Origin of the sequence: Prevotella brunnea (assembly GCF_008016795.1) — a bacterium.
Lineage (GTDB): Bacteria > Bacteroidota > Bacteroidia > Bacteroidales > Bacteroidaceae > Prevotella > Prevotella brunnea.
Genome location: NZ_SDIK01000009.1, coordinates 1 through 21,124, shown reverse-complemented (window position 1 = coordinate 21,124; position 21,124 = coordinate 1). Strand labels below are relative to the sequence as shown.

Below are 21,124 nucleotides of genomic sequence, written 5' to 3'. Positions count from 1 at the left end.
GTGGGCGTTGACGGATTCGAACCGCCGACCCTCTGCTTGTAAGGCAGATGCTCTAAACCAGCTGAGCTAAACGCCCTTAATTTTTATTTCATCGCTGCACCTCAATGGAGTATCTCTCCTTCCTCTTTGAAGTGGGCGTTGACGGATTCGAACCGCCGACCCTCTGCTTGTAAGGCAGATGCTCTAAACCAGCTGAGCTAAACGCCCTTACTTTCGTAAGCGAGTGCAAAGATAGATATTTTTTATTTATCCTCCAAATAATCCGTACAGTTTTTAAAATAAAAAGGTGTTTGCCCTTTTGGACAAACACCCTATACATTTAATAACTCCTTGAATTAGTCTGTAACCTGAACAGTTGCACGACGGTTGAAAGAGATAGGAGACAATGTGTCTACGCCACCCTTACCAACAGTTGTAATCTTGCCCGGCTCAACACCCATCTTCTCAAGCTCACCTGCTACAGTCTTAGCACGCTCTTCAGAGAGCCACTGGTTGTGGTCAGCCTTACCTGTTGCGCTGTCAGCGTAACCGGTTACGAGGAGGTTGTTGTTGTTGTCGATAGCATACTTGGCAAGTGCCTGTACGTTTACGAGATCCTTCTGAGAAGCGATGTTGGTCTTGTCAATGTTGAAGAACACTGAGATTGGAGTTGTAACCAATTCCTTAACAGACTCGCTAACGGTTTCTACCGGTTTCTGGTTTGCAAGTTCATCGCGGAGACGAGCGTTCTCTGCTTCAGCATCGCGAAGGCGTGCATTCAAAGCATCAAGAGCAGACTGGTGCTGTGCGTTGATAGCCTCTACGTCCGGAGTCTTGCTCCATGTGTTTTTGCCGAGGTTGAAGTTCAAACCCAACTCTGCATAAAGGTTGTTATCGTGAGAGTCCCAACCACGGTTGCCGACATACTGATCGTATCCGTCAACATCGCCTTCATAACGATTCCATCCTGCTTCAAGATAGATGCGAACAGCGTTGCTCAAACGCCAAGAAGACTGGATACCTGCACTAAGACCCATGCCATAAACGTTTTTAGTCATAGAGCGACCTACGCCACCACCGGCAAATGGGATAAGATTCCATACACGATTCTCGTTGTAACCGCAGAACAAGTTGCTCAAGTTGAACATGATCTGTTCCTGGAGAATCCAGTATTTGTTATCGATATCGTATTCTGTGTTGCGAGCATCGCTGACACGCTTACCCCAAACTCCTTGGAACTTCGTACGAAGACCGATACCCGGAGTGAACCATTTACCAATGGCAACACCTACTCCCGGTTTTGCGCGGAAGCTCTTAAGAGGACTCTTGTCCAAATTACGACCATGTTCTTGACCAGAATACCATGCATTCCATTCTGCACCTACCTGCAAAAACCAATTGTGCCAGAAAGAATTTGTAGCGACACTGTACTTCTCAGCAGGTACGTCGTTCTGAGCAAATCCGGCTACAGTTGCGCCGGCAAATGCCAATACCATTAATAATTTTTTCATAACCTTTATTTATTAAACAATCAAAAATATCAATCAGTAATTAGTAAGTTTACACTCATAATCATGGGCAAAGGTAACAATTAATTTTCAATACCATATAATTTCATGAAAAAAAAGTCCAATTTTAGTAAAAAAAAACGTGATACTATCAAAAAATCAGTCTTTTCCGAACAAATGTTCAATTTCTGACTGCTTTATTATCGCGATTATGGGATGCCCGTCAGGTGTATAATTGACGTTTTCGCATACAAAGAGTTGATTTACCAAATTTTCCATTTCCTCGTTACTCAAGATTTGTCCTTGGGGAATGGCGGCACTGCGCGCCAGCGTATGCGCCAACGATTGATTAACACTCTCTCCGGGTTTCTGATTGGTTTCTTTCAATGCCACCAACATCTCGGGTATGAGCGTCGCAACATTCAGTCCCTCTATCCCGGAAGGAACTCCATTGACGGCATAGCTGCCACTTCCCATGGAACTGAGGTCAAAACCTAAGTTTTGTATTTCGGGCAACACGTCCCGCAACAGCATGTCGTCTTGGGGTGAAAAATTTATCATCTCGGGAAAGAGCAATTTCTGTGTATGTGTCTTACGCTCCTGCATTCTACGCAAATAAGATTCGTATAAAACGCGCACGTGAGCACGATGCTGATCGATAAGCATGAGTCCGGACTTCACGGCAGTCATCACGTATCTTCCTTTATATTGATAATGTATGGGCGATTTATCTTCAAAAACGCTATTGGTAGCTGTACTCGCTTCATCCGACTCAAAAAGCACCTGTTCGTTTTGAGGTTCGAGGGGGATGTTCTGGTTGTTACTACCTTTTGTTCCCCCCGGCAAACTCGCATAGAGTTTTTCCCATTCACTCTTGGAAGAAGAGGAGGCAGGAGTCTCTTTGAAGGGATTATATTGAGGATTATAACTAATTTTGGGCACGGCAGTTCCGAGATTGGGGTTAAAGACCGGGATGTCGGGTTTTCCTTCGTTATCGAAATCAATGGTAGGGATATCATTAAAGCGCCCTATTGCCTCTTTCACTCCTGCCAAAAGAATTTGCCAGACGGCCTGTTCGTTTTCAAATTTTATTTCTGTCTTGGTAGGATGGATATTCACATCAATATTTTCTGCCGGGACATCAAAATAAAGAAAATAGGGGATTTGTTCTCCTGCAGGCAGTAGTCGCTCGAAAGCCGATATCACTGCTTTATGAAAATAAGGGTGCTTCATGAAGCGATTATTGACGAAGAAATATTGCAATGCGCCTTTTTTCTTCGATGACTCCGGCTTGCCTACATATCCATGGATTTTACAAAGCGTCGTATCTACCTCCACCGGTAACAAATCTTGGTTGATTTTCTTTCCGAAAACATCCACAATCCTTTGGCGGATATTCCCGGCCTTTAACGACATCATCTCCACTCCGTTACTATGCAATGAGAACGAAACATCGGGATAGACCAACACTATACGTTCAAAAGCTGTGATGATATTATTTAATTCAGTGGTATTCGTCTTTAGGAATTTACGGCGCGCGGGAAGATTGAAGAAAAGATTTTCTATCTTGAAATTACTTCCCACCGGGCATGAGCAAGGTTCCTGACCGGTGAAACGACTTGCCGCCAACGTCAGCATCGTACCAATGTCTTCGCCCACCTGTCTGGTTTTCAATTCTATTTGCGCCACTGCCGCAATTGATGCCAAAGCCTCACCTCTGAAGCCCATCGTATGGAGAGCGAACAAGTCATCAGCTTTTCTAATCTTCGATGTCGCATGGCGTTCAAATGCCAATCGGGCATCTGTTTCCGACATTCCCTTCCCATTGTCAATCACTTGTATGGACGTTCGCCCGGCATCAACCACCAATACATTTATATGAGTGGCTCCGGCATCAACGGCGTTCTCCACCAACTCTTTCACAACCGAAGCGGGGCGTTGGATTACCTCACCCGCCGCAATTTGGTTGGCAACACTATCGGGTAAAAGTTGTATCACATCATTCATAGACATCTTATATTAAAAACAGCAATAGAAACATCAACGACAACGCGAAGATAGCACTCACGCCCACACTCAAGAGCATCCGCATAGAAGATTTCTCGCGATTTCTTCTCCGAAAGTGAAAGAACGCATCAGAACAATGACTTTCCGTCCGCATTATCGTAACGTCATCTCCGCGTAATCCCAATTCCTGCTTCGCCTTCTGTCTTAACTTTTCCAATTTCTCTTTTCGTTCGTCCACATAGATGTAGTCGTGATGAAAATGACGGGGCTTGAGTTGATTAAAGAAGAGCATGACTTGTCTCAGTATTTAATTAAGAATGGTCTGGCGAGGAGGAGCTGCAACGGGCTTGGGAGCAATGTCCGCATCGCCTTCGCGTCCCACTCGACGGAAAATATCGAATTTATCGCGCGGTCGCATATCTATATACCACTTAAAATAACGCAATTTCAATTTATCAGGTGGGATTTGCGTCATAGGATACGCCGTAGCATTAAACTTATTTGTCCATATCTTTTCCAATTTCCTATCAGGTCGCATATACGCCCGCAGGGTATCTGTTTCCAAATAATTGAGTGCCATCAGCGTACTATCTTTATCATCTATGGGAAAGAACACTGTCAAGACATTACCAATGGCTTCTCCCCACCGTACATTTCCTCCTTCAAAATAAGCATTCATACGTTTTGAATACACTTGGTTGTAATGTATCTTATCCTCCATCTCCTCTATGGACGATGCGTTACCCAGCAGATAGGCTTTGCGGATGGTGGAATCGTTCATGAACACTTTGATGGAATCGCCCAACATTTGGCGATTGCCGGTCCAAACAATCGGGCTCTGATACATGGTCATGCAAGAGTCTCTTGAATTAGCTATCAAAAAGCCACAGATAGCTTGTATATCGGTACGAAAAGCGCGAACATTATTTACGCCATACAACTCACGATACATCTCCGGGGTGTTCATGTTGAAGCCTTTCATGCTGATGGTGTCGGCGTGAACAAACAGCGTATCGCCTTTCGAAAATTCTTTTGCCACCGGACCGGGGGTTCCCCCATAGGCGATGGCAGCAGAGTCTGTGTAATGTACATAATCTCCTTGAAAAGCGTGTTTACGTTTCTCATCAAGATAATATACATTACCATTTCCTTCTCCTTCGTCTGATTTGCTGTTATAGATAAGGTTATCGCCAACGATGGTTCGCATCTTTGCCCTATCCACAATTTTCACATTACCATGTCCTTCACTATGTCCGGTCTGTGAATTGTAGATGACGTGATCGCCAATGATGGTGCGATTTTCCTTGTTATCAATAATCTTCACGTTTCCGAAACCTTCAGTATAACCTTTCCTGCTGTTATAGGTGATATCGTTGCCGGTCATGATTCGTTTGTTCACCTTATCAACTATTTTCACGTTGCCGTGTCCTTCGGCTTCTCCCGTAGTACTGTTATAGATGATATTGTCGCCTTGCACATCGCGTTCACGCGACTTGATGGTAGAAAAGCCTTGTAGTTCCATGTGGTCGGTGATGCTGTTATAAGTGCCATCGTTGGTATTAATGACCTCACCTTTCCGAGTTCGTATCACCGATTTCCCCACTACGTGCATCAAGCCTGTTTCCGTATTTCCATGTGCCGTAGGTGTGCTGATTTTATATTTTGGCGTAAAAATAACCACGTTATCATAGAAATTCGCATCGTGGGTTTCCGTATTGTAGTCTCCCTTGTCTGCCACGACCGTATTCCCATTGAACACCAACGTTCCTCTACCACCGAAATAGTTCCCCACATTTGAAGCCATATCGTAATCCAAGCTGTCGCAACGAAGCGATCTGTTTCCTTTCCGCAGATGTACCTTCCCTCTTGCCCGCATCATTTGAGAAAATCCCTCGTAATAGGCGCGTGAGCAATTGAGATGGGTTCCATCTTTGCGCTTCAAATCAACATGCCCGAATGCTTGAAAAGTATTTTCCCGTTCATTGAGAAATGCACTATCGCAAAGCAAAGTCATGTCTTTATAACGGAACTTCACGTTTCCTTTGGCAATCTGAACATTAGGCAATTCATACTGGTTCATGCGCAAGTTATCGGCATGGTCGATATAGACTTTATCGCCTTTCTTCTTATTTTTTGCCTGAGCGGAAACAGCAAGCGATACACTTAGCCCAAACAGGCATAGAATCACGATAGTTAAGATTCTATGCCCGCATTGCTCGGTCTTCATTTTGATTTTCGGAGTCATCGTTTCCAACCTTCGTATTCAAAATCGCAATCCCGATAACGAGGATTCATTCTCACGTATGTGTCTTTTATTTTCTTCACCACCCAGTCATGAATGATTTGCTGTCGGCGTTTCACCGTTACAATGTCTTTCATTGCCTGAAAATCTTCCGTAATGGTTGCCCTATGTTCCTTGACCCTGCTTCTGAGCTTGACAATGGCACAAATTGTTTTCCCTTTTGCATTCGTCATAACGAAAGGTTTTGAAATCTCGCCAACCTGCATAGTCTCAACCATTCGTGCTATATCGGGAGGAAGGTCGCGCATGGCGAAACGAGAAGTGCGCGCGTTCTCCGACGAGTTCACCATCAATCCATGATTATTTCTTGTGTCTTTATCATCTGAAATATAAGCCGTAGCTGCCTCAAAAGTAAATTTTCCGTTCTTTATATCAGTCGATATGGAGTCCAAGCGGTGCTCCGCAGTGGTGATAGACTCTTGCGACACTTTGGGCTTCAACAAGATATGCCTGCAATTGATCTTATCGCCTCTACGGTCGATCAATTGGATGATGTGATAACCAAATTCGCTTTCCACCACTTTTGATATTTTTTTCGGATCGGTGAGATTAAAAGCTGCCGATGCGAAAGCGGGATCGAGCATTCCACGCCCCATATATCCGAGTTCACCACCTTGTCGCGAAGAGCCCGGATCTTCGGAATACAGACGAGCAAGGGTTTCGAATGAGGTTTCCCCCTTTGTTACTCGATCTGTATAATCGCGAAGTTGGTTCTTTATCCTGTTGATTTCTTCCTGCTCTACTTTCGGTGTTTGGGTTAAAATCTCCACTTCCACGGTCGTGGGTATCATCGGAAGACTGTCAGCGGGCAGTTTCCGGAAATAATCGCGCACCTCTGCAGGAGATACCTTTACATCGCTCACCAATGTTTCTTGCATTTTCCGCACCAATTCGCGGTTTTTGAAGTCATCGTGCAAGTCGCGTCGAATTTGCGACAGGCTCTTGCGTTGATATTCTTCCAATTTCTCTTTTGAGCCAATCTGCGGCATGGAAATCCAATAATTGATTTGCTGATCCACACCTTGCGCGATTTCCGCCTCTGTTACGGTGATGCTATCCAATGCTGCCTGATGCAAAAACAACTTCTGAACAGCGATTTGTTCCAGTATGGCACATTCCGGATTTCCTTTCCAATGCATACCTTCCGCTTCACCTTGCAGTCGCATCATTTCCATTTCAGACTTCAAGATGGGTTCATCACCTACCACCCAAACCACTTCATCGACAACACTTTCCGGATTGACTGTCTCTGTCTGGAGAGAGTCTTGCGAATGACGCGAATTGGATTGAAAGAACATCTTTGCCTGCAAACTCGTTACCGACATGACCAAGCCTGCAAGAGCAAGCGCGAGACTATGTTTTTTTATCTTCATAAACTTCGTTTTACATCAATGCTTGTTTACCGTGGCAAGTACGTCGCGATGGATTGTAACGGCATACTTCTTACGCAAAGTGGCTACCCATTCCTTTTCGAGAACTTCTTGATAATCGGCAATGACCTGTCCGCGTACATCGTCCAATTCAGCCGGTGCTTTCAGTTTCTTACCATAAATCGCATCAATGGGATAATCTTTTAATGGTTTTACTTCCACATTCTTTTTAAACACCTTTCGGTCGATGAGTGGATTATCACCTGCTTTAAAGATACCTTTTTCCACACGTATCCGAATGACGCTATCGTTGTTGAAAGTGGAGCGCAACTTTTCCGCCCACTTGTTGAAGGGTAAGTTTTTCACGCAGTTTCTCACTGCGGCGATGTCAGCCTTATTCTTCACATGGTAAGCAATTCCCTTGAAACGAGGTTGCTCCCATTTATATTTCTTCTTGTTCTTCTTAAAATAAGTCTGCAATCCGTTCTCATCTTTGATAGCCTTGTCCCAAACGGTGCGCTTACTGATTTCAAAAAGCAACAATCCATCGTGGTATTCACGCACCAGATTTTTCAAATCCGGATCTTTTGCTTCGAGTTCCTCAAGTCGTCTATCCAACAGTTCTTCCGGAGTAACGCCGTTGCCTGCCTCCATGGAAAGCTGATTTAATTTCTGATTAATAATCTGTTCACGAAGATTGCGCACCTCGATGAAATGAAGAATATCTGCTTTCAACGAATCATAGGGCTGCATTTCCTCTTTTCCTATCATTTTAATGATATGATAACCGAATGGTGAAAGTACCGGACTACTGATTTCTCCGGGCTTCAGAAGCAACAAAGCATTTTCGAATTCCGGAACAGTTTGTCCCTTTGTTATCGGGGGCAATTCTCCACCTTTCACGGCAGAGCCTTTATCTCCGGAATACTTCCTTGCCAATTCTGCAAAGTCGGCTCCGTGCTTTAGAGCGTTATAAACGGAGTCAGCTTGATTTCTCACTTTAATCTGCTCAACATCGGACGCTCGCTGATTAAGAGAAAGCAAGATGTGGGCACAACGCATCAAACCTCCGGCAGCATCAATGCGTTGCTTTGTTTCCAAATAGATTTTCTTCGCCTCTGCCTCAACATCCGATTCATCAATCATTGTCGGACGAATTTGCTGATCGCGATAGGAAAGAAACTCTTGCTTGAAAGATTTCATCGTATCAAGTCGGGCATCTAATGCCGCTTGAACTTTCAATTTATAATTAATGAACAATTCAACGTATTCGTCAATACTCTTCTTGTCGATGACTCCCTTTGTATTGTTCTTGTTATAAGAATATTCAAACTCCGAACGACTTACGGGCTGACCGTTTATGGTCATGATGGTTGGGTCGTTCTGTGCCCACGCCATCGTACTGAAAAACAGCACAACGGCAAACAGTGTCTTTATTCTCATATCACATCTGTTCTTTCTTCATTTCCCTCTTGCGCGAGGATAATGTTTGTATGACTATAAAAAAACTTATTATATTTATTCGCTCCGATGCTCTTATCTATTCGGGACGTGAATAGTTGGGAGCCTCACTCGTAATGGTGATATCGTGTGGATGGCTCTCCATAACACCGGCATTGGTAATTCGCGTAAACTTCGCGGCGTGCAATTTCTTGATGGATTCCGCGCCACAATAGCCCATGCCGGAACGCAAGCCTCCCACCAACTGGTAGATTACTTCCTGAACGGTACCCTTGTAAGGCACTCTGCCGGCAATACCCTCCGGAACGAGTTTCTTGTTGTCGCTCACATCACTTTGGAAATAACGGTCGCGAGAACCATTTTTCTGTTCCATTGCTTCCAAAGACCCCATTCCCCGATAGCTCTTGAACTTGCGTCCGTTGAAAATAATGGTATCGCCCGGCGATTCTTCCGTACCGGCTACCAACGAGCCAATCATCACCGCGTTGCCACCGGCTGCCAATGCTTTCACGATATCTCCGGAATAACGCAAGCCTCCATCGGCAATCAACGGAACGTCTGTCCCTTTCAATGCGGAGCAGACATCGTAGATGGCACTCAATTGTGGAACGCCCACTCCGGCAACCACGCGCGTAGTGCAGATGGACCCCGGTCCGATTCCCACTTTCACGGCATCGGCACCGTTCTCCACAAGATACTTCGCAGCATCTCCCGTGGCAATATTCCCTACCACGACATCAAGGTTCGGGAAAGCAGACTTCACATCATGCAGCTTTCCGATGACGCCCTTGGAATGACCATGAGCCGTATCAATGACGATTGCATCTACTCCGGCATCCACCAAAGCCTGTGCACGTTCCATCGTATCGACTGTAACACCCACTCCGGCTGCCACACGCAGACGTCCTTTGTCATCCTTGCAAGCCATGGGTTTATCCTTTGCCTTTGTAATGTCCTTATAGGTAATCAACCCTATGAGGTGATTATCCTTATCCACTACGGGAAGTTTCTCTATCTTGTGTTCTTGAAGAATCTGCGAAGCCGCGCTAAGATTGGTTTGCGCGTGAGTCGTTACGAGGTTCTCCTTAGTCATCACTTCATCAATGGTCTTGTCGAAACGACGCTCGAAACGTAAATCGCGATTGGTAACAATGCCCACGAGATGATTTTCCTCATCAACAACAGGGATACCGCCAATGTGATATTCCGCCATCATTGCCAAAGCGTCTCTCACCGTCTTGCCTTTGCGAATGGTTACCGGATCGTAAATCATTCCATTCTCGGCGCGTTTCACGATAGCCACTTGGCGTGCTTGGTCTTCGATTGTCATATTTTTGTGCATCACGCCAATTCCACCCTCACGAGCAATGGCAATGGCCATGGCGCTTTCGGTAACCGTGTCCATGGCCGCGGTTACGAAGGGAATATTAAGCTCTATGTTACGCGAGAACTTGGTTTTCAACTCTACCTCTTTAGGCAGTACTTCAGAGTAAGCCGGAATTAATAGGACGTCGTCGTAAGTCAATCCGTCCATCACAATTTTATCTGCAACAAATGATGACATAGTATTTTTAAAAAAATTTATTGCGTGCAAATTTAGCAATAATAAATCATATCCATTGCTATTTTGCCGTTTTTCTATGATTTTATTAAAAGTATTTAACTACAAGCCCGAACTACCCCGCCAGACCAATAGTGTCCTAAATATTTTTATTCTATCCATACAAAGGCTAACTTTTGCTTTTCAAAAGCTTACCTTTTGCACTGCAAAAGGTCATGTATTGAGGCGCAAAAGCTTAGCTTTTAAATCATAATTCATATCATCTTGATTATCAACGGATTAAGGAAAGCACTTTTAATGCTGTTTTTGTCATGTAATTTCGTGGTGATGACAGGGCGAATGTTCGGTATCGGGAGTTTGTTTTCCACTGCCTGATTTTCTAAAACGCATTTAGGATACTTATTGCCAACAGAGAACAAATCCTTGACTCTTTTCTCGCAATATCACATTTCTTCTCTCTTGTCGTCAGATTGTTGAGCGAATATTGCAGAGTATGTTTTAGTTTGCCATCTCGGAAATGAACTTAATGCGCACCAATCGAATTTCCTCCTCCGTATAATCACCATCCAGCTCATTGATGGCTTCCTCAAGACTGTCTGTACTGCTGTTCATGAAGTAATCATAGATGTCGTCCACCTTATCTTCATCATAGATGTCTTCAAGGAAATAATCGATATTGAGTTTCGTGCCGCTATACACTATTTCTTCTATCTTGGTCAGCAACTCATCAAAATCCAGTCCTTCTGCTATCGCGATGTCATCGAGTGGCAACTTGCGGTCAATGCCTTGTATTATTTTCACTTTCTGCATAGAACGCTTAACGACCGTTCGCACGCGCAATTCTTCCGGACGCTCGATGCCTTTCTCTTCGCAATATTTCTTGATGAGCTTGCAAAATTCTTTACCGTAGCGTCTTGCCTTTCCCGCACCCACGCCCTGTATGTTCTGCAACTCATTTTCCGTGACGGGATACATCGTGGACATTTGCTCCAATGAGGGGTCTTGGAAGATGACGTAGGGGGGAATGTCTTGTTTGTGAGCCATGTTCTTGCGCAAGTCCTTGAGCATGGCAAACAATTCCGGGTCGAGCACGGCGGTTCCCGTTATCATTTCATCTTCGTCTTCCTCAGATTTGAATTCAGCATCCAACACAATCATAAATGAGGTTGGATGATTGACAAACCGCTTACCGGAAGCGGTCAGTTTCAGCAGGCCATAGTTCTCCACGTCTTTTTTCAAATAACCATCCAAGAGAGCTTGGCGAACAACGGGATTCCATATCTTGACATTTATTTTTTCTCCTGCTCCGAACTCATCCAGTTCATCGTGTTTATGGGCTTTTATATCATCCGTTGCACGCCCCTTTACAAAGTCGATGACATATTCCTGTCGGAAATTTTCTTTTAATGCCTTTACCGCTTGAAGCACGATGAGCAATGCCTGCCTGCCTTCTATCTTTTTCTTCGGATGCAGACAATTGTCGCACATACCGCAGTTATCTTTAGGGTAATCCTCCCCAAAATAATGTAGGAGCAGTTTGCGACGACATACCGACGATTCTGCATACGCCTCCGTTTCCTGCAAGAGCTGTCGTCCTATGTCTTGTTCGGCAACCGGTTTCCCCTCCATGAACTTCTCCAATTTTATGAGGTCGTTCTTAGAGTAGAAAACAATACAGATACCTTCTTCACCATCCCTGCCGGCTCGTCCCGTTTCTTGATAATATCCCTCAAGACTCTTCGGTATATCATAATGTATGACAAAGCGTACATCCGGTTTGTCTATACCCATACCAAAGGCTATCGTCGCCACAATGACATCTATTTCTTCCATCAGAAAGGCGTCCTGTGTCTTGGAACGCGTATCAGAGTCCAACCCCGCATGATACGGAGCTGCCTTGATGTCGTTTGCCTGCAACACTGCTGCCAACTCTTCCACTTTCTTTCGCGACAGACAATAAATAACACCACTCTTTCCGGAATGTTGCTTAATGAATTTGATAATCTGCCGATTGGTATCCTCCTCATTCTTCTTTGCTCGCACCTCATAATAAAGGTTAGGACGATTAAAAGAACTCTTAAACTCTGCGCAGCCCTCAATGTTCAAACTCTTTATGATATCCGTTCGCACCTTATCCGTGGCAGTGGCGGTAAGGGCTATGATGGGAGCTTTTCCGATTTGATCCACCGCAACTCGTATCTTACGGTATTCCGGACGGAAGTCGTGCCCCCATTCCGATATGCAGTGTGCCTCGTCTATGGCATAGAAGCTGATCTTCACCGACTTGAAAAAATCGATGCTGTCTTCCTTGTTCAGCGATTCAGGGGCAACGTACAACAGTTTTGTCCTACCGGAAATAATATCGTTCTTCACCTGATCTATCTCCGCTTTCTTCAAAGACGAGTTCAGGAAATGCGCCACTCCGTCATTCTCACTAATACCATTAATCACATCAACTTGATTCTTCATCAAAGCAATCAAAGGCGAAACCACAATAGCCGTTCCTTCCATGAGGAGTGAAGGAAGCTGATAGCACAGACTTTTCCCTCCACCTGTCGGCATTAACACAAAAGTGTCGTTGCCGGCAAGAAGATTGCGGATAATAGCCTCTTGTTCGCCTTTGAACTTATCAAAACCGAAATAATGCTTTAGCTTTTCTGTCAGATTAATCGTCTTTGTCATTTTCTTGTAATTAGTGTGTTGTCGTTGCCCTAAAGGATGGAAAGAGAACCACCGTGTCGTATGCCACCGATGCCATGAAGTTCATCAGCCCTTGCCTAACTTGTGGAGATGTGCCTTGTCGAGTTGCCCCCGGGCATAATCGGCAGTTACTTCATACTTCTTGATTTTTCGCGAGGGCATGTCGAACATCATATCCATCATCACTGCCTCAACGATGGAGCGCAGTCCACGCGCACCGAGCTTGTATTCCACCGCCTTATCAACAATACAGTTCAGCGCGTCTTCCGAGAAAGTCAGCTCGATACCATCCATCGCAAAGAGTTTCTTATATTGCTTAACTATGGAGTTCTTGGGCTCCACCAATATCCTTCTCAACGCTTCCTTATTTAAAGGATTGAGATAGGTGAGGACCGGTAGTCTGCCGATGATCTCAGGAATAAGTCCAAACGACTTCAGATCTTGTGGAAGTACATACTTCATGAGATCTTCTTTGTCGATCTTCGCCACATTCTGCACGGAGTTATAACCTACAACATGCGTATTCAGACGTTGGGCAATCTTTCGTTCTATGCCATCGAAAGCTCCGCCACAAACAAAGAGTATGTTCCGTGTATCCACATGAATATAATCTTGGTCGGGATGTTTGCGTCCACCTTTCGGTGGCACATTGACCGTGGTTCCCTCAAGCAACTTCAACAGTCCTTGCTGGACTCCTTCACCACTGACATCGCGTGTAATGCTGGGATTATCGCTTTTCCGGGCTATCTTGTCAATCTCATCGATAAACACGATACCCCGCTCGGCAGCCTCCAAATCATAGTCCGCCACCTGAAGAAGGCGGGAGAGTATGCTCTCCACATCCTCACCCACATATCCGGCTTCGGTAAATACGGTGGCATCGACAATGGTGAAAGGCACTTCGAGCAACTTTGCTATGGTTCGTGCCAACAGTGTCTTTCCCGTTCCGGTGGATCCCACCATGATGATGTTGCTTTTCTCAATTTCCACTCCATCATTGTCGTTCGGTTGCTGCAAGCGTTTGTAATGGTTGTAAACCGATACTGCCAAATAGCGTTTTGCCTCATCCTGTCCGATGATATATTCATCAAGGTATGCTTTGATTTCTTTCGGTTTAGGCACTTTCTTCATTTTGAAGACCTCGCCCGACTTCGGACGTGTTTCTTCCAAAACGCCTGACTCCTCCAAGATATTGTAAGCTTTTTGTGCACAATCCGCGCAGATGAAGCCGTTCAATCCCGTGATAAGAAATCCTACCTCTCTCTCTGATCTGCCACAAAAGCTACACTTATTTTGCCGTGTCGTCATCTTTCTTTCGTTTTAATACGGCGTCTATCATACCATAGGCTTTCGCTTCCTCGGCATCCATCCAGTAGTTTCGGTCGCTATCCTTATACACCTTGTCGTAGGATTGATGCGAGTGTTCGCTGATAATGGTGTAGAGTTCTTTCTTGTACTTGAGTATCTCCTTTGCCTCTATCTCAATATCGGAGGCCTGCCCCTGCACACCGCCGAGTGGTTGGTGTATCATCACTCTGCTATGTGGTAGCGCAGTGCGTTTTCCTTCTTGTCCGGAAACAAGCAGCACAGCCGCCATCGAGGCTGCCATGCCTGTGCAGATGGTTGCCACATCGCTGGAGATGAACTGCATGGTATCGTAAATTCCGAGACCTGCCGTAACACTTCCGCCGGGCGAATTGATGTAAATGGAAATATCCTTTCCGGAATCGACTGAATCCAGATAAAGGAGCTGAGCTTGGAGCGTATTGGCTGTATAGTCGTCAATAGGGGTTCCAAGAAAAATTATCCTATCCATCATCAGTCGCGAGAAGACATCCATCTGGGTTACGTTCAGTTGGCGTTCTTCCAAGATATATGGATTTAAGTATTGCTGCTGAGCATTGATTACGTCATCAAGCATCAATCCGTTCATCCCCAAATGTTTGGTGGCATACTTTCTGAAATCATTCATTTGTTTTTCTTATTTTAATAGTTAGACAAATCGGAAGCCACGCTCCCTTGTTTTCTTTGTCTTTCTTACAAAGAATATGCCAGCCGTATGGGTGGCACTTCTTCTATTATTACACAAAGATAAGCAAAAAAAGATAAACTTTCCACAAAACTCAAACTTTTTTCATTACAGACCGATGAATTTTTGGTGAAAGCATGGCAATACAAAAAGAAAAGAGGTTAAGTCTCGCCTTTGGTTTTCGCGACAGAAAGCTTTAGGGCACAGACTTAACCTCTTTCAAGTTATGATGGAATGACTTTTTATTCCGCTTTTTTCGCGTCGGTAGTTTTTGCTGTCTTGGCGGTCTTTTTGCTCTTGGTGGTTTTCTCTTTCTTGGGAGTTGCCTCTTCTTTCGGAGCGAACAAGGCATTGAACTCATCAAGAGTTACCGACTTTTTCTTCAGTTTAACAATCTTTTTCAAGGCGATGGAGAGTTTACGTTCGAGAGCCATTTCTACAAACTGATCGATATTCTCTCGTTTCTTGAGAATTTCCTCGGCATAATTCTTTAAATATTCATCGGGAACGTTGCTCATGCCGTACTGAGCGAACTGCGCGCGAGCCGAGTTGATGGCACTCTCGCGGATGTCGGCATCTTCAATCTTGATATTATTGGCTTCTGCCAGTTGTTGTTTTATCAAGTGCCAAGTCAGCTCCTTCAAGCTTGCCTCATAGCTCTTGTCAACAAACTCTTGTCCCTTTTCCTGATTGTTGGTCAGCATGATGCGTTTCAACAGCTCATCGGGATACTGCAATTTGCCAACTTTCTTTTCCAAGTATGTGCGAACGTCCTGAATGAACTTGAATTCCGCATCGGAGTCGAACTGTGCTTTCAAGCCTTTGGCGATGGTATCACGGAATTGTTTTTCGTCTTTAATGTCTGCTTCTTCACCATAAATGCTATCCCAAAGTTCTTTATTGTTCTCTGCATTGACATGACGCGAGATTTCAGTAATCTGATAAGAGAAATCTCCACGGTGATTTTCGGTCTCTCCACGCTCTATCTTCAACAAAGATGCAACTTCCGAATCGTTGTCGGGATATGCCTTGGAAGGATTAAAGGTGATGATGTCGCCCGGCTTCGCACCGTCAAAGAGTTTCTTTTGGTCTTCCACTTTGATAAACTCCGGCATGAGAACGGCCGCCTCAACGGTAATACCACCTTCGAGCGTGTTCCCATTTTCATCCAATTCGCGAATATCGCCCTTGAGCATGTCCTTCTTTTCGGGATCGTATTCGTTCGCGGTATCGTAATGACCGGCACGACTGGCGAAAAGAGCCACCTGATTATCGATGAGTTCGTCAGAAACTTTTATGTCGTAATATTCAATGGAATCCTTCTCGGTCAGCTCCGCTTTAAATTCCGGAGCAACGGCGATATCGAACTTAAACACATAAGGTGCCGGTTTCTCCAAATCAACAGCTTCCTCGCCGGAGGCTGCCAATGGCTGACCAAGCATCTTAATGTTATTGTCAGCGATATATTTTTGCAGATTTTCACCCAAGAGTTTATTTATGGCATCCATCTTTACCTGCGTACCTATCTGACGCTTAATCATGCCCATGGGAGCCTGACCCGGACGAAAGCCCGGAATATTGGCACGCTTGCGATAATCCTTGAGTGTCTTCTCGACATCGTCTTTGTAATCAGCTTCTTCGACTGTCAAGGTCATGAGACCATTGATCTTGTCTGGATTTTCAAATGAAATTTTCATCTCTGAAGTTTTATTTTTGTTTATTATATTATCAAAAAGTTCGGTTTCCGGGTGGAAAATGAGAATTTCTCCGGCTACTTCGAGGCGCAAAGATACTCATTTTTTTGCATAACTACATAATAATAAGGAGAAAATAAACTTTTTTAAGCATAATCGGTAGTCAAGAATTAAGGGAAACAGTGGGAAACGCAAGGAATGTAACTATTTGGATTACATTAGAGTGAACAGAGTATTGAAGGGACGGACATCCGGTCTGAAAGACCTATCTACAGTGTGGAAAATCGGCAGAAAATACGCACTGATAATCAGCCACTTACAAGTCGCATTTTAAAAGCTTAGCTTTTACCACCCAAAAGCTAAGCTTTTATCATTCAAAAGCTAAGCTTTTGGAATGCAATACCTAAGCTTTTGCAAAGTGATAGTTTACGTATAAAGATTTCGTATCGTTTCTCTATGAGTCCAAGTCGAACAAAGGATAATAAAAAAATATGGTTGTTTCATTGCCCGCCGCGGTTGCTCCATTTCTCTCTGTATGAACCAAACCCCGTGTTTGTCCACACGCGGGATTGGGATAGCAAATCGTTGTACAACGGTGAGTTGTGGCTTTGGTGGCTAATGACCGATTGCCACAGCTTTGGCACACGAACAAGTGGATGCAGACCGTTACGCAACAACAAAATGTTAAAAACAACAAAAAAATAAGGGGGGGGGTAGTTTCAAGAATTTTATTTATATATTTGCAAACATAAGAACCAAAAACCATATTCCATGACACCAAATCGAACTAAATTTGTAGCATTGAAGGCTTTTGCCATCACGCTTTCCTATTTGTTGTTGATGTTTTTTGTCGCGAAGTTGATAGAAACATGCCTTATAATACAAGTAGCTAACAGCATTTTCCTTTTGCTCCTTACATGGTATCTGCTGAAACGCTATCAATCGGATATGGTAGCTTGCAGCACCATACTAATCGGCGTATTACTGGCACGATATATCGGAGACATCAACTGGTTGCTGTTTGGCTTCAAAGAAAGCTGGAACATTCTATGGATCGATTTAATTGACCTTGTTGCCATTTTGGGTGGCTTGCTCTGCTACCTGAAAAACAAATGGTATGTATGGTGCTTGTCCGTGGCAGTAGCTGTAGGATGCCGGATGGCTTTCTGCATGACGATGTAGTAATGGGTACAACTCGGTACGGGAGACTCCATCAAGACCGTCCCTGAGAGATCAAAGCCCAATGAGCACTCCGGGGATTTAACATTGAAGATTGCTTAACAAAAAAGCCATATCCACCTCAAGATGATGAGAAGATATGGCTTTTTCCGTTATGGTGAGGGGCGATTTCAAAAATCAAGAAACTCCCATCCCTTTATACAGAGTATTGGTTTGCTTTGTTCCAACTGCGAAATCGACTTTGCTCCAACCGAAGAAATCGGTCGGAAGCATGAGCCTCATAAATCATGGAGAGAATAGAACCTCCCCTGGGATTTACGATAATCCCTCGATAACTCCATTTACCACCTCTATTCGCTGTGCTTGAGGCTGTTTGGGCAAGCCCGGCATACGCATGATGGTACCGGCAATGGCCACGATCATTTCCGCTCCGGCATTGATGACAAACTCGCGAATGGTGATATCGAAATCTTTTGGCGTGCCGTATGCCTTTGGATCTTCAGAGAAAGAGTACTGGGTCTTGGCAATGCAGACAGGGAATTTATCGAATCCGAGCTTTTCTATCAATGCCAATTGCTTTTTCGCCCTCGATAAAAGAATCACCTCTTTCGCGCCATAGATATTCTTCGCAATCTTGTTCACTTTCTCTTCTATGCTATCTGTGCCATAGTAAGTGAGTTTCAAAGGCTTGGAAGGGTTCTTCTCTATGGTATCCACCACCAATCGCGCCAAAGCTTCAGCACCCTTTCCGCCATCAGCGAAAGCGGTATTGAGCGCAAAGCCCACGCCGAGTTCTTTACAATGACGCTCTACCAGCTCGAGTTCCTCATCGGTATCGCAGGCAAAACGGTTCAAACAAACCACGACAGTCTGTCCGAAAGCTTCCAAGTTGGCGATGTGTCGATCCATATTGGCAAGACCGGCACGCACCCCATCAAGATTTGGTTTGCTGATTTCTTTTTCATCCACTCCTCCGTGCATCTTCAAAGCCTGAGCGGTGGCAACCAAAACGGTTAAGACCGGGGAGATATTCGCTTTCCTGCACTTGATGTTCAAGAACTTTTCCGCTCCCAAATCGGCACCGAAGCCTGCCTCTGTGATGCAATAGTCGCCATAGGTCATTGCCATCTTGGTGGCAATAATACTGTTACATCCGTGCGCAATGTTGGCAAACGGGCCACCATGGATAAACGCCGGTGTGTTTTCTATGGTCTGAACGAGGTTCGGATTGAATGCTTCCTTAAGCAAAGCTACGATGGATCCGGTAATCTTCATGTCGCGAACCCGGAAAGGCTCACCATCGAGAGTGATGCCGAGAATGATGTTGTCGATGCGGCGATAGAGGTCGGCCTCATCTTGTGCCAAGCAAAGGATAGCCATAATCTCGGAAGCGGAGGTGATGTCAAAACCGTTCTCCATCACCACGCCATCCGTACGCCCACCCAAACCTGTAACAACGGTGCGCAGGTTGCGATCGTTCACGTCGAGCACTCTTCGCCACCACACCTCACGCATGCCGAAGCCTTCGTTTTGATGCTGATAAATATAGTTGTCGAGAAGAGCCGATATCATGTTATTGGCGGAAGTGATGGCGTGGAAGTCGCCCGTAAAGTGAAGATTTATCTTCTCCATAGGCAACACTTGGGCATAGCCGCCACCTGCAGCTCCACCTTTCATACCAAAGCAAGGACCGAGCGATGGTTCACGAAGGGCGGTAATGGCCTTCTTGCCAATGCGGTTCATACCTAAAGAAAGTCCCACGCTGACAGTGGTTTTACCAATACCGGTCTTAGTGGGGGTGATGGCGGTAACGAGAATCAAATTCGATTTCTTCACCTTTGCCTCATCTATCTTTCGATAAGGCACTTTCGCTATATACTTGCCATAGGGTTCCAACTCTTCAACCGGTATATCTGCTTTTCGAGCTACTTTCTCAATTGGCTCCAATGTTGCCTCGTGGGCAATCTCAAAATCTGATTTCATATTATTTGAATTGATTTGAATTGTTACTTAAAGTAACGTCAAATGTAAGCAATTTATTTATGATGCACAAACTTTTATGGGATAAAATATTATGAAACAATATATTTGGCACATTCCATCGATAATGTGCAAGGAAAAAGCAGGGATAATCCACATCCAAATCGTAGAGGAACAAATCGAAAAACAAAGACTTTTCAACAATGGGAGAGGTAAAAATAGGAAAAGGGATGGAAAACATAAAAAATCAAGGTAAGAACCAATAATGTCCTAAATATTCTTCATTCATCCACCCAAAGCTTAGCTTTCACTTTCCAAAAGCTTACCTTTTGCGCTGCAAAAGGTCATGAATTGGAGTGCAAAAGCTAAGCTTTTAAATTGCAATTATTATCACACTGATTATCAGTAGATTACAAAGCATGTCCCCAACATCGTTTTTTGTAATATAATTTCATAGTGCCGGGCTGGTCGAATGTTCGCCATCAAGCGTCTGTTTACCACCACCTGAATACGAATTGGAGATATTCGCCATATGGGATTAGAGAGAAAACACGTCGAGCCTTATGATTTATGCGATGTTTCGTGAGTTTTTGAAAAAATATTTAAGACGCTATTGGGTAGGAACACAAATAATTTGTACGCCACACTTGATTTATATCAATAAAATGAAAAGATTCCAAATTATTTTCTGGTATTCCTTTGCCAATTGTGAAAGAGAGGGTAATTTTGCAACTGAAAAGAAGAATAATAAGATTGTTTAAGTTAGTATTAAGTGAATAGGTTTTAGTAGTTTAGGTAAATGCCGATTGAATTCAGGCAATGGGTTTTAGATTTTTAAGGTCGAAAGATTGATTGTTACAGGAGAAACACTTTAGATTGTCTGATGACAGTCAGAGGGTGCACAACAAGCGAAGAGATTTGCAGTTGTGCACTTTTTCTTTTTAATGCGAATACACATCGCCGAAAAAGAAACATAATGACGTGGAACAAAAAAAGATGAGCCGAAACGACTCATCTTCTTCATTGTTGCGGAGGCAGGACTCGAACATGCGACCTCCAGGTTATGAGCCTGGCGAGCTACCAACTGCTCCACTCCGCGATATTATTCTAACTCGCTCTTCAAAAAGAAAGAAAAGCCTTTTTTTGAATTGCGAATGCAAAGATACACATTTTTCTTCATACCACCAAATACAACGACACACAAAGCCCAAATTCACCCATTCTTTAACACTAATAAAGAAAAAGCCTTACGACGGCGGATTCCATAAGCAAGTGCAAAATTACACAATTCTTTGTTTAATCATATCTTTTGGCTTTTGAAATTGATTCTTTTTTCTTGGTCTGTTGTTTAATT

13 protein-coding genes and 3 tRNA genes are annotated in these 21,124 nt (G+C 44.2%); 1 reads left to right on the top strand and 15 read right to left on the bottom strand.

What is annotated here, in order from left to right; translation table 11 throughout:
- Position 1 precedes the first annotated feature (1 nt).
- From ETF27_RS01140 to tig, 13 genes are all read right to left on the bottom strand, one after another.
- Positions 2 to 76, bottom strand: a tRNA-Val gene (locus ETF27_RS01140).
- A gap of 56 nt (positions 77 to 132) precedes the next feature.
- A tRNA-Val gene (locus ETF27_RS01135) sits at positions 133 to 207 on the bottom strand.
- A gap of 128 nt (positions 208 to 335) precedes the next feature.
- Positions 336 to 1,490: an OmpA family protein gene (locus ETF27_RS01130; protein ID WP_130830474.1), complete on the bottom strand. Its 1,155-nt coding sequence runs from the start codon at positions 1,488 to 1,490 to the stop codon at positions 336 to 338.
- 156 nt (positions 1,491 to 1,646) lie between these two features.
- On the bottom strand, positions 1,647 to 3,494 hold the full coding sequence (mutL, locus tag ETF27_RS01125) for a DNA mismatch repair endonuclease MutL (RefSeq protein ID WP_147785327.1): 1,848 nt from the start codon (positions 3,492 to 3,494) through the stop codon (positions 1,647 to 1,649).
- 7 nt (positions 3,495 to 3,501) lie between these two features.
- Positions 3,502 to 3,786, bottom strand: coding sequence for a hypothetical protein (locus tag ETF27_RS01120; RefSeq protein ID WP_130830475.1), 285 nt, complete (start codon positions 3,784 to 3,786; stop codon positions 3,502 to 3,504).
- Between the two features lie 15 nt (positions 3,787 to 3,801).
- Positions 3,802 to 5,721, bottom strand: a complete 1,920-nt coding sequence (locus ETF27_RS01115) for an OstA-like protein (protein ID WP_193557202.1) — start codon at positions 5,719 to 5,721, stop codon at positions 3,802 to 3,804.
- 14 nt (positions 5,722 to 5,735) lie between these two features.
- A complete protein-coding gene (locus ETF27_RS01110) occupies positions 5,736 to 7,169 on the bottom strand; it encodes a peptidylprolyl isomerase (protein ID WP_147785325.1) in 1,434 nt (477 codons plus the stop codon).
- 15 nt (positions 7,170 to 7,184) lie between these two features.
- Positions 7,185 to 8,609 (bottom strand): peptidylprolyl isomerase, encoded by a 1,425-nt coding sequence (locus ETF27_RS01105; RefSeq protein ID WP_147785324.1) that lies wholly within the window; start codon positions 8,607 to 8,609, stop codon positions 7,185 to 7,187.
- Between the two features lie 97 nt (positions 8,610 to 8,706).
- Positions 8,707 to 10,191 carry an IMP dehydrogenase gene (gene guaB / locus ETF27_RS01100; protein WP_147785323.1) on the bottom strand — a complete coding sequence of 495 codons (1,485 nt, stop codon included), beginning with the start codon at positions 10,189 to 10,191 and terminating at the stop codon, positions 8,707 to 8,709.
- A 495-nt stretch (positions 10,192 to 10,686) separates the two neighbouring features.
- On the bottom strand, positions 10,687 to 12,870 hold the full coding sequence (recQ, locus tag ETF27_RS01095) for a DNA helicase RecQ (RefSeq protein WP_130830480.1): 2,184 nt from the start codon (positions 12,868 to 12,870) through the stop codon (positions 10,687 to 10,689).
- Between the two features lie 84 nt (positions 12,871 to 12,954).
- Positions 12,955 to 14,196: an ATP-dependent Clp protease ATP-binding subunit ClpX gene (gene clpX / locus ETF27_RS01090; protein ID WP_130830481.1), complete on the bottom strand. Its 1,242-nt coding sequence runs from the start codon at positions 14,194 to 14,196 to the stop codon at positions 12,955 to 12,957.
- Positions 14,177 to 14,860: an ATP-dependent Clp endopeptidase proteolytic subunit ClpP gene (clpP, locus tag ETF27_RS01085; RefSeq protein WP_130830482.1), complete on the bottom strand. Its 684-nt coding sequence runs from the start codon at positions 14,858 to 14,860 to the stop codon at positions 14,177 to 14,179. Before clpP ends, clpX begins: the two co-directional genes overlap by 20 nt.
- 299 nt (positions 14,861 to 15,159) lie before the next feature.
- Positions 15,160 to 16,614 (bottom strand): trigger factor, encoded by a 1,455-nt coding sequence (tig, locus tag ETF27_RS01080; protein ID WP_130830483.1) that lies wholly within the window; start codon positions 16,612 to 16,614, stop codon positions 15,160 to 15,162.
- Between the two features lie 768 nt (positions 16,615 to 17,382).
- Between tig and ETF27_RS01075 the strand changes: the two genes are divergently transcribed.
- Complete coding sequence (locus ETF27_RS01075; RefSeq protein ID WP_130830484.1) at positions 17,383 to 17,793, top strand: hypothetical protein; 411 nt, start codon at positions 17,383 to 17,385, stop codon at positions 17,791 to 17,793.
- A 312-nt stretch (positions 17,794 to 18,105) separates the two neighbouring features.
- Here ETF27_RS01075 and ETF27_RS01070 read toward each other — a convergent pair whose 3' ends face one another.
- The gene (locus ETF27_RS01070) at positions 18,106 to 19,773 is read right to left on the bottom strand and encodes a formate--tetrahydrofolate ligase (RefSeq protein WP_130830485.1); all 1,668 of its coding nucleotides are present in this window, start codon (positions 19,771 to 19,773) and stop codon (positions 18,106 to 18,108) included.
- Positions 19,774 to 20,796: 1,023 nt separating this feature from the next.
- A tRNA-Met gene (locus tag ETF27_RS01065) sits at positions 20,797 to 20,869 on the bottom strand.
- Positions 20,870 to 21,124 lie beyond the last annotated feature (255 nt).

What these genes read in the sequence shown, in the direction of transcription:
- ETF27_RS01130 (WP_130830474.1), bottom strand. Translation starts at nt 1,490, where the DNA reads ATGAAAAAATTATTAATGGTATTGGCATTTGCCGGCGCAACTGTAGCC.
- ETF27_RS01115 (WP_193557202.1), bottom strand. Translation starts at nt 5,721, where the DNA reads ATGAAGACCGAGCAATGCGGGCATAGAATCTTAACTATCGTGATTCTA.
- guaB (WP_147785323.1), bottom strand. Translation starts at nt 10,191, where the DNA reads ATGTCATCATTTGTTGCAGATAAAATTGTGATGGACGGATTGACTTAC.
- tig (WP_130830483.1), bottom strand. Translation starts at nt 16,614, where the DNA reads ATGAAAATTTCATTTGAAAATCCAGACAAGATCAATGGTCTCATGACC.
- ETF27_RS01110 (WP_147785325.1), bottom strand. Translation starts at nt 7,169, where the DNA reads ATGAAGATAAAAAAACATAGTCTCGCGCTTGCTCTTGCAGGCTTGGTC.
- ETF27_RS01075 (WP_130830484.1), top strand. Translation starts at nt 17,383, where the DNA reads ATGACACCAAATCGAACTAAATTTGTAGCATTGAAGGCTTTTGCCATC.
- ETF27_RS01105 (WP_147785324.1), bottom strand. Translation starts at nt 8,609, where the DNA reads ATGAGAATAAAGACACTGTTTGCCGTTGTGCTGTTTTTCAGTACGATG.
- clpP (WP_130830482.1), bottom strand. Translation starts at nt 14,860, where the DNA reads ATGAATGATTTCAGAAAGTATGCCACCAAACATTTGGGGATGAACGGA.
- clpX (WP_130830481.1), bottom strand. Translation starts at nt 14,196, where the DNA reads ATGACGACACGGCAAAATAAGTGTAGCTTTTGTGGCAGATCAGAGAGA.
- mutL (WP_147785327.1), bottom strand. Translation starts at nt 3,494, where the DNA reads ATGAATGATGTGATACAACTTTTACCCGATAGTGTTGCCAACCAAATT.
- ETF27_RS01120 (WP_130830475.1), bottom strand. Translation starts at nt 3,786, where the DNA reads ATGCTCTTCTTTAATCAACTCAAGCCCCGTCATTTTCATCACGACTAC.
- recQ (WP_130830480.1), bottom strand. Translation starts at nt 12,870, where the DNA reads ATGACAAAGACGATTAATCTGACAGAAAAGCTAAAGCATTATTTCGGT.
- ETF27_RS01070 (WP_130830485.1), bottom strand. Translation starts at nt 19,773, where the DNA reads ATGAAATCAGATTTTGAGATTGCCCACGAGGCAACATTGGAGCCAATT.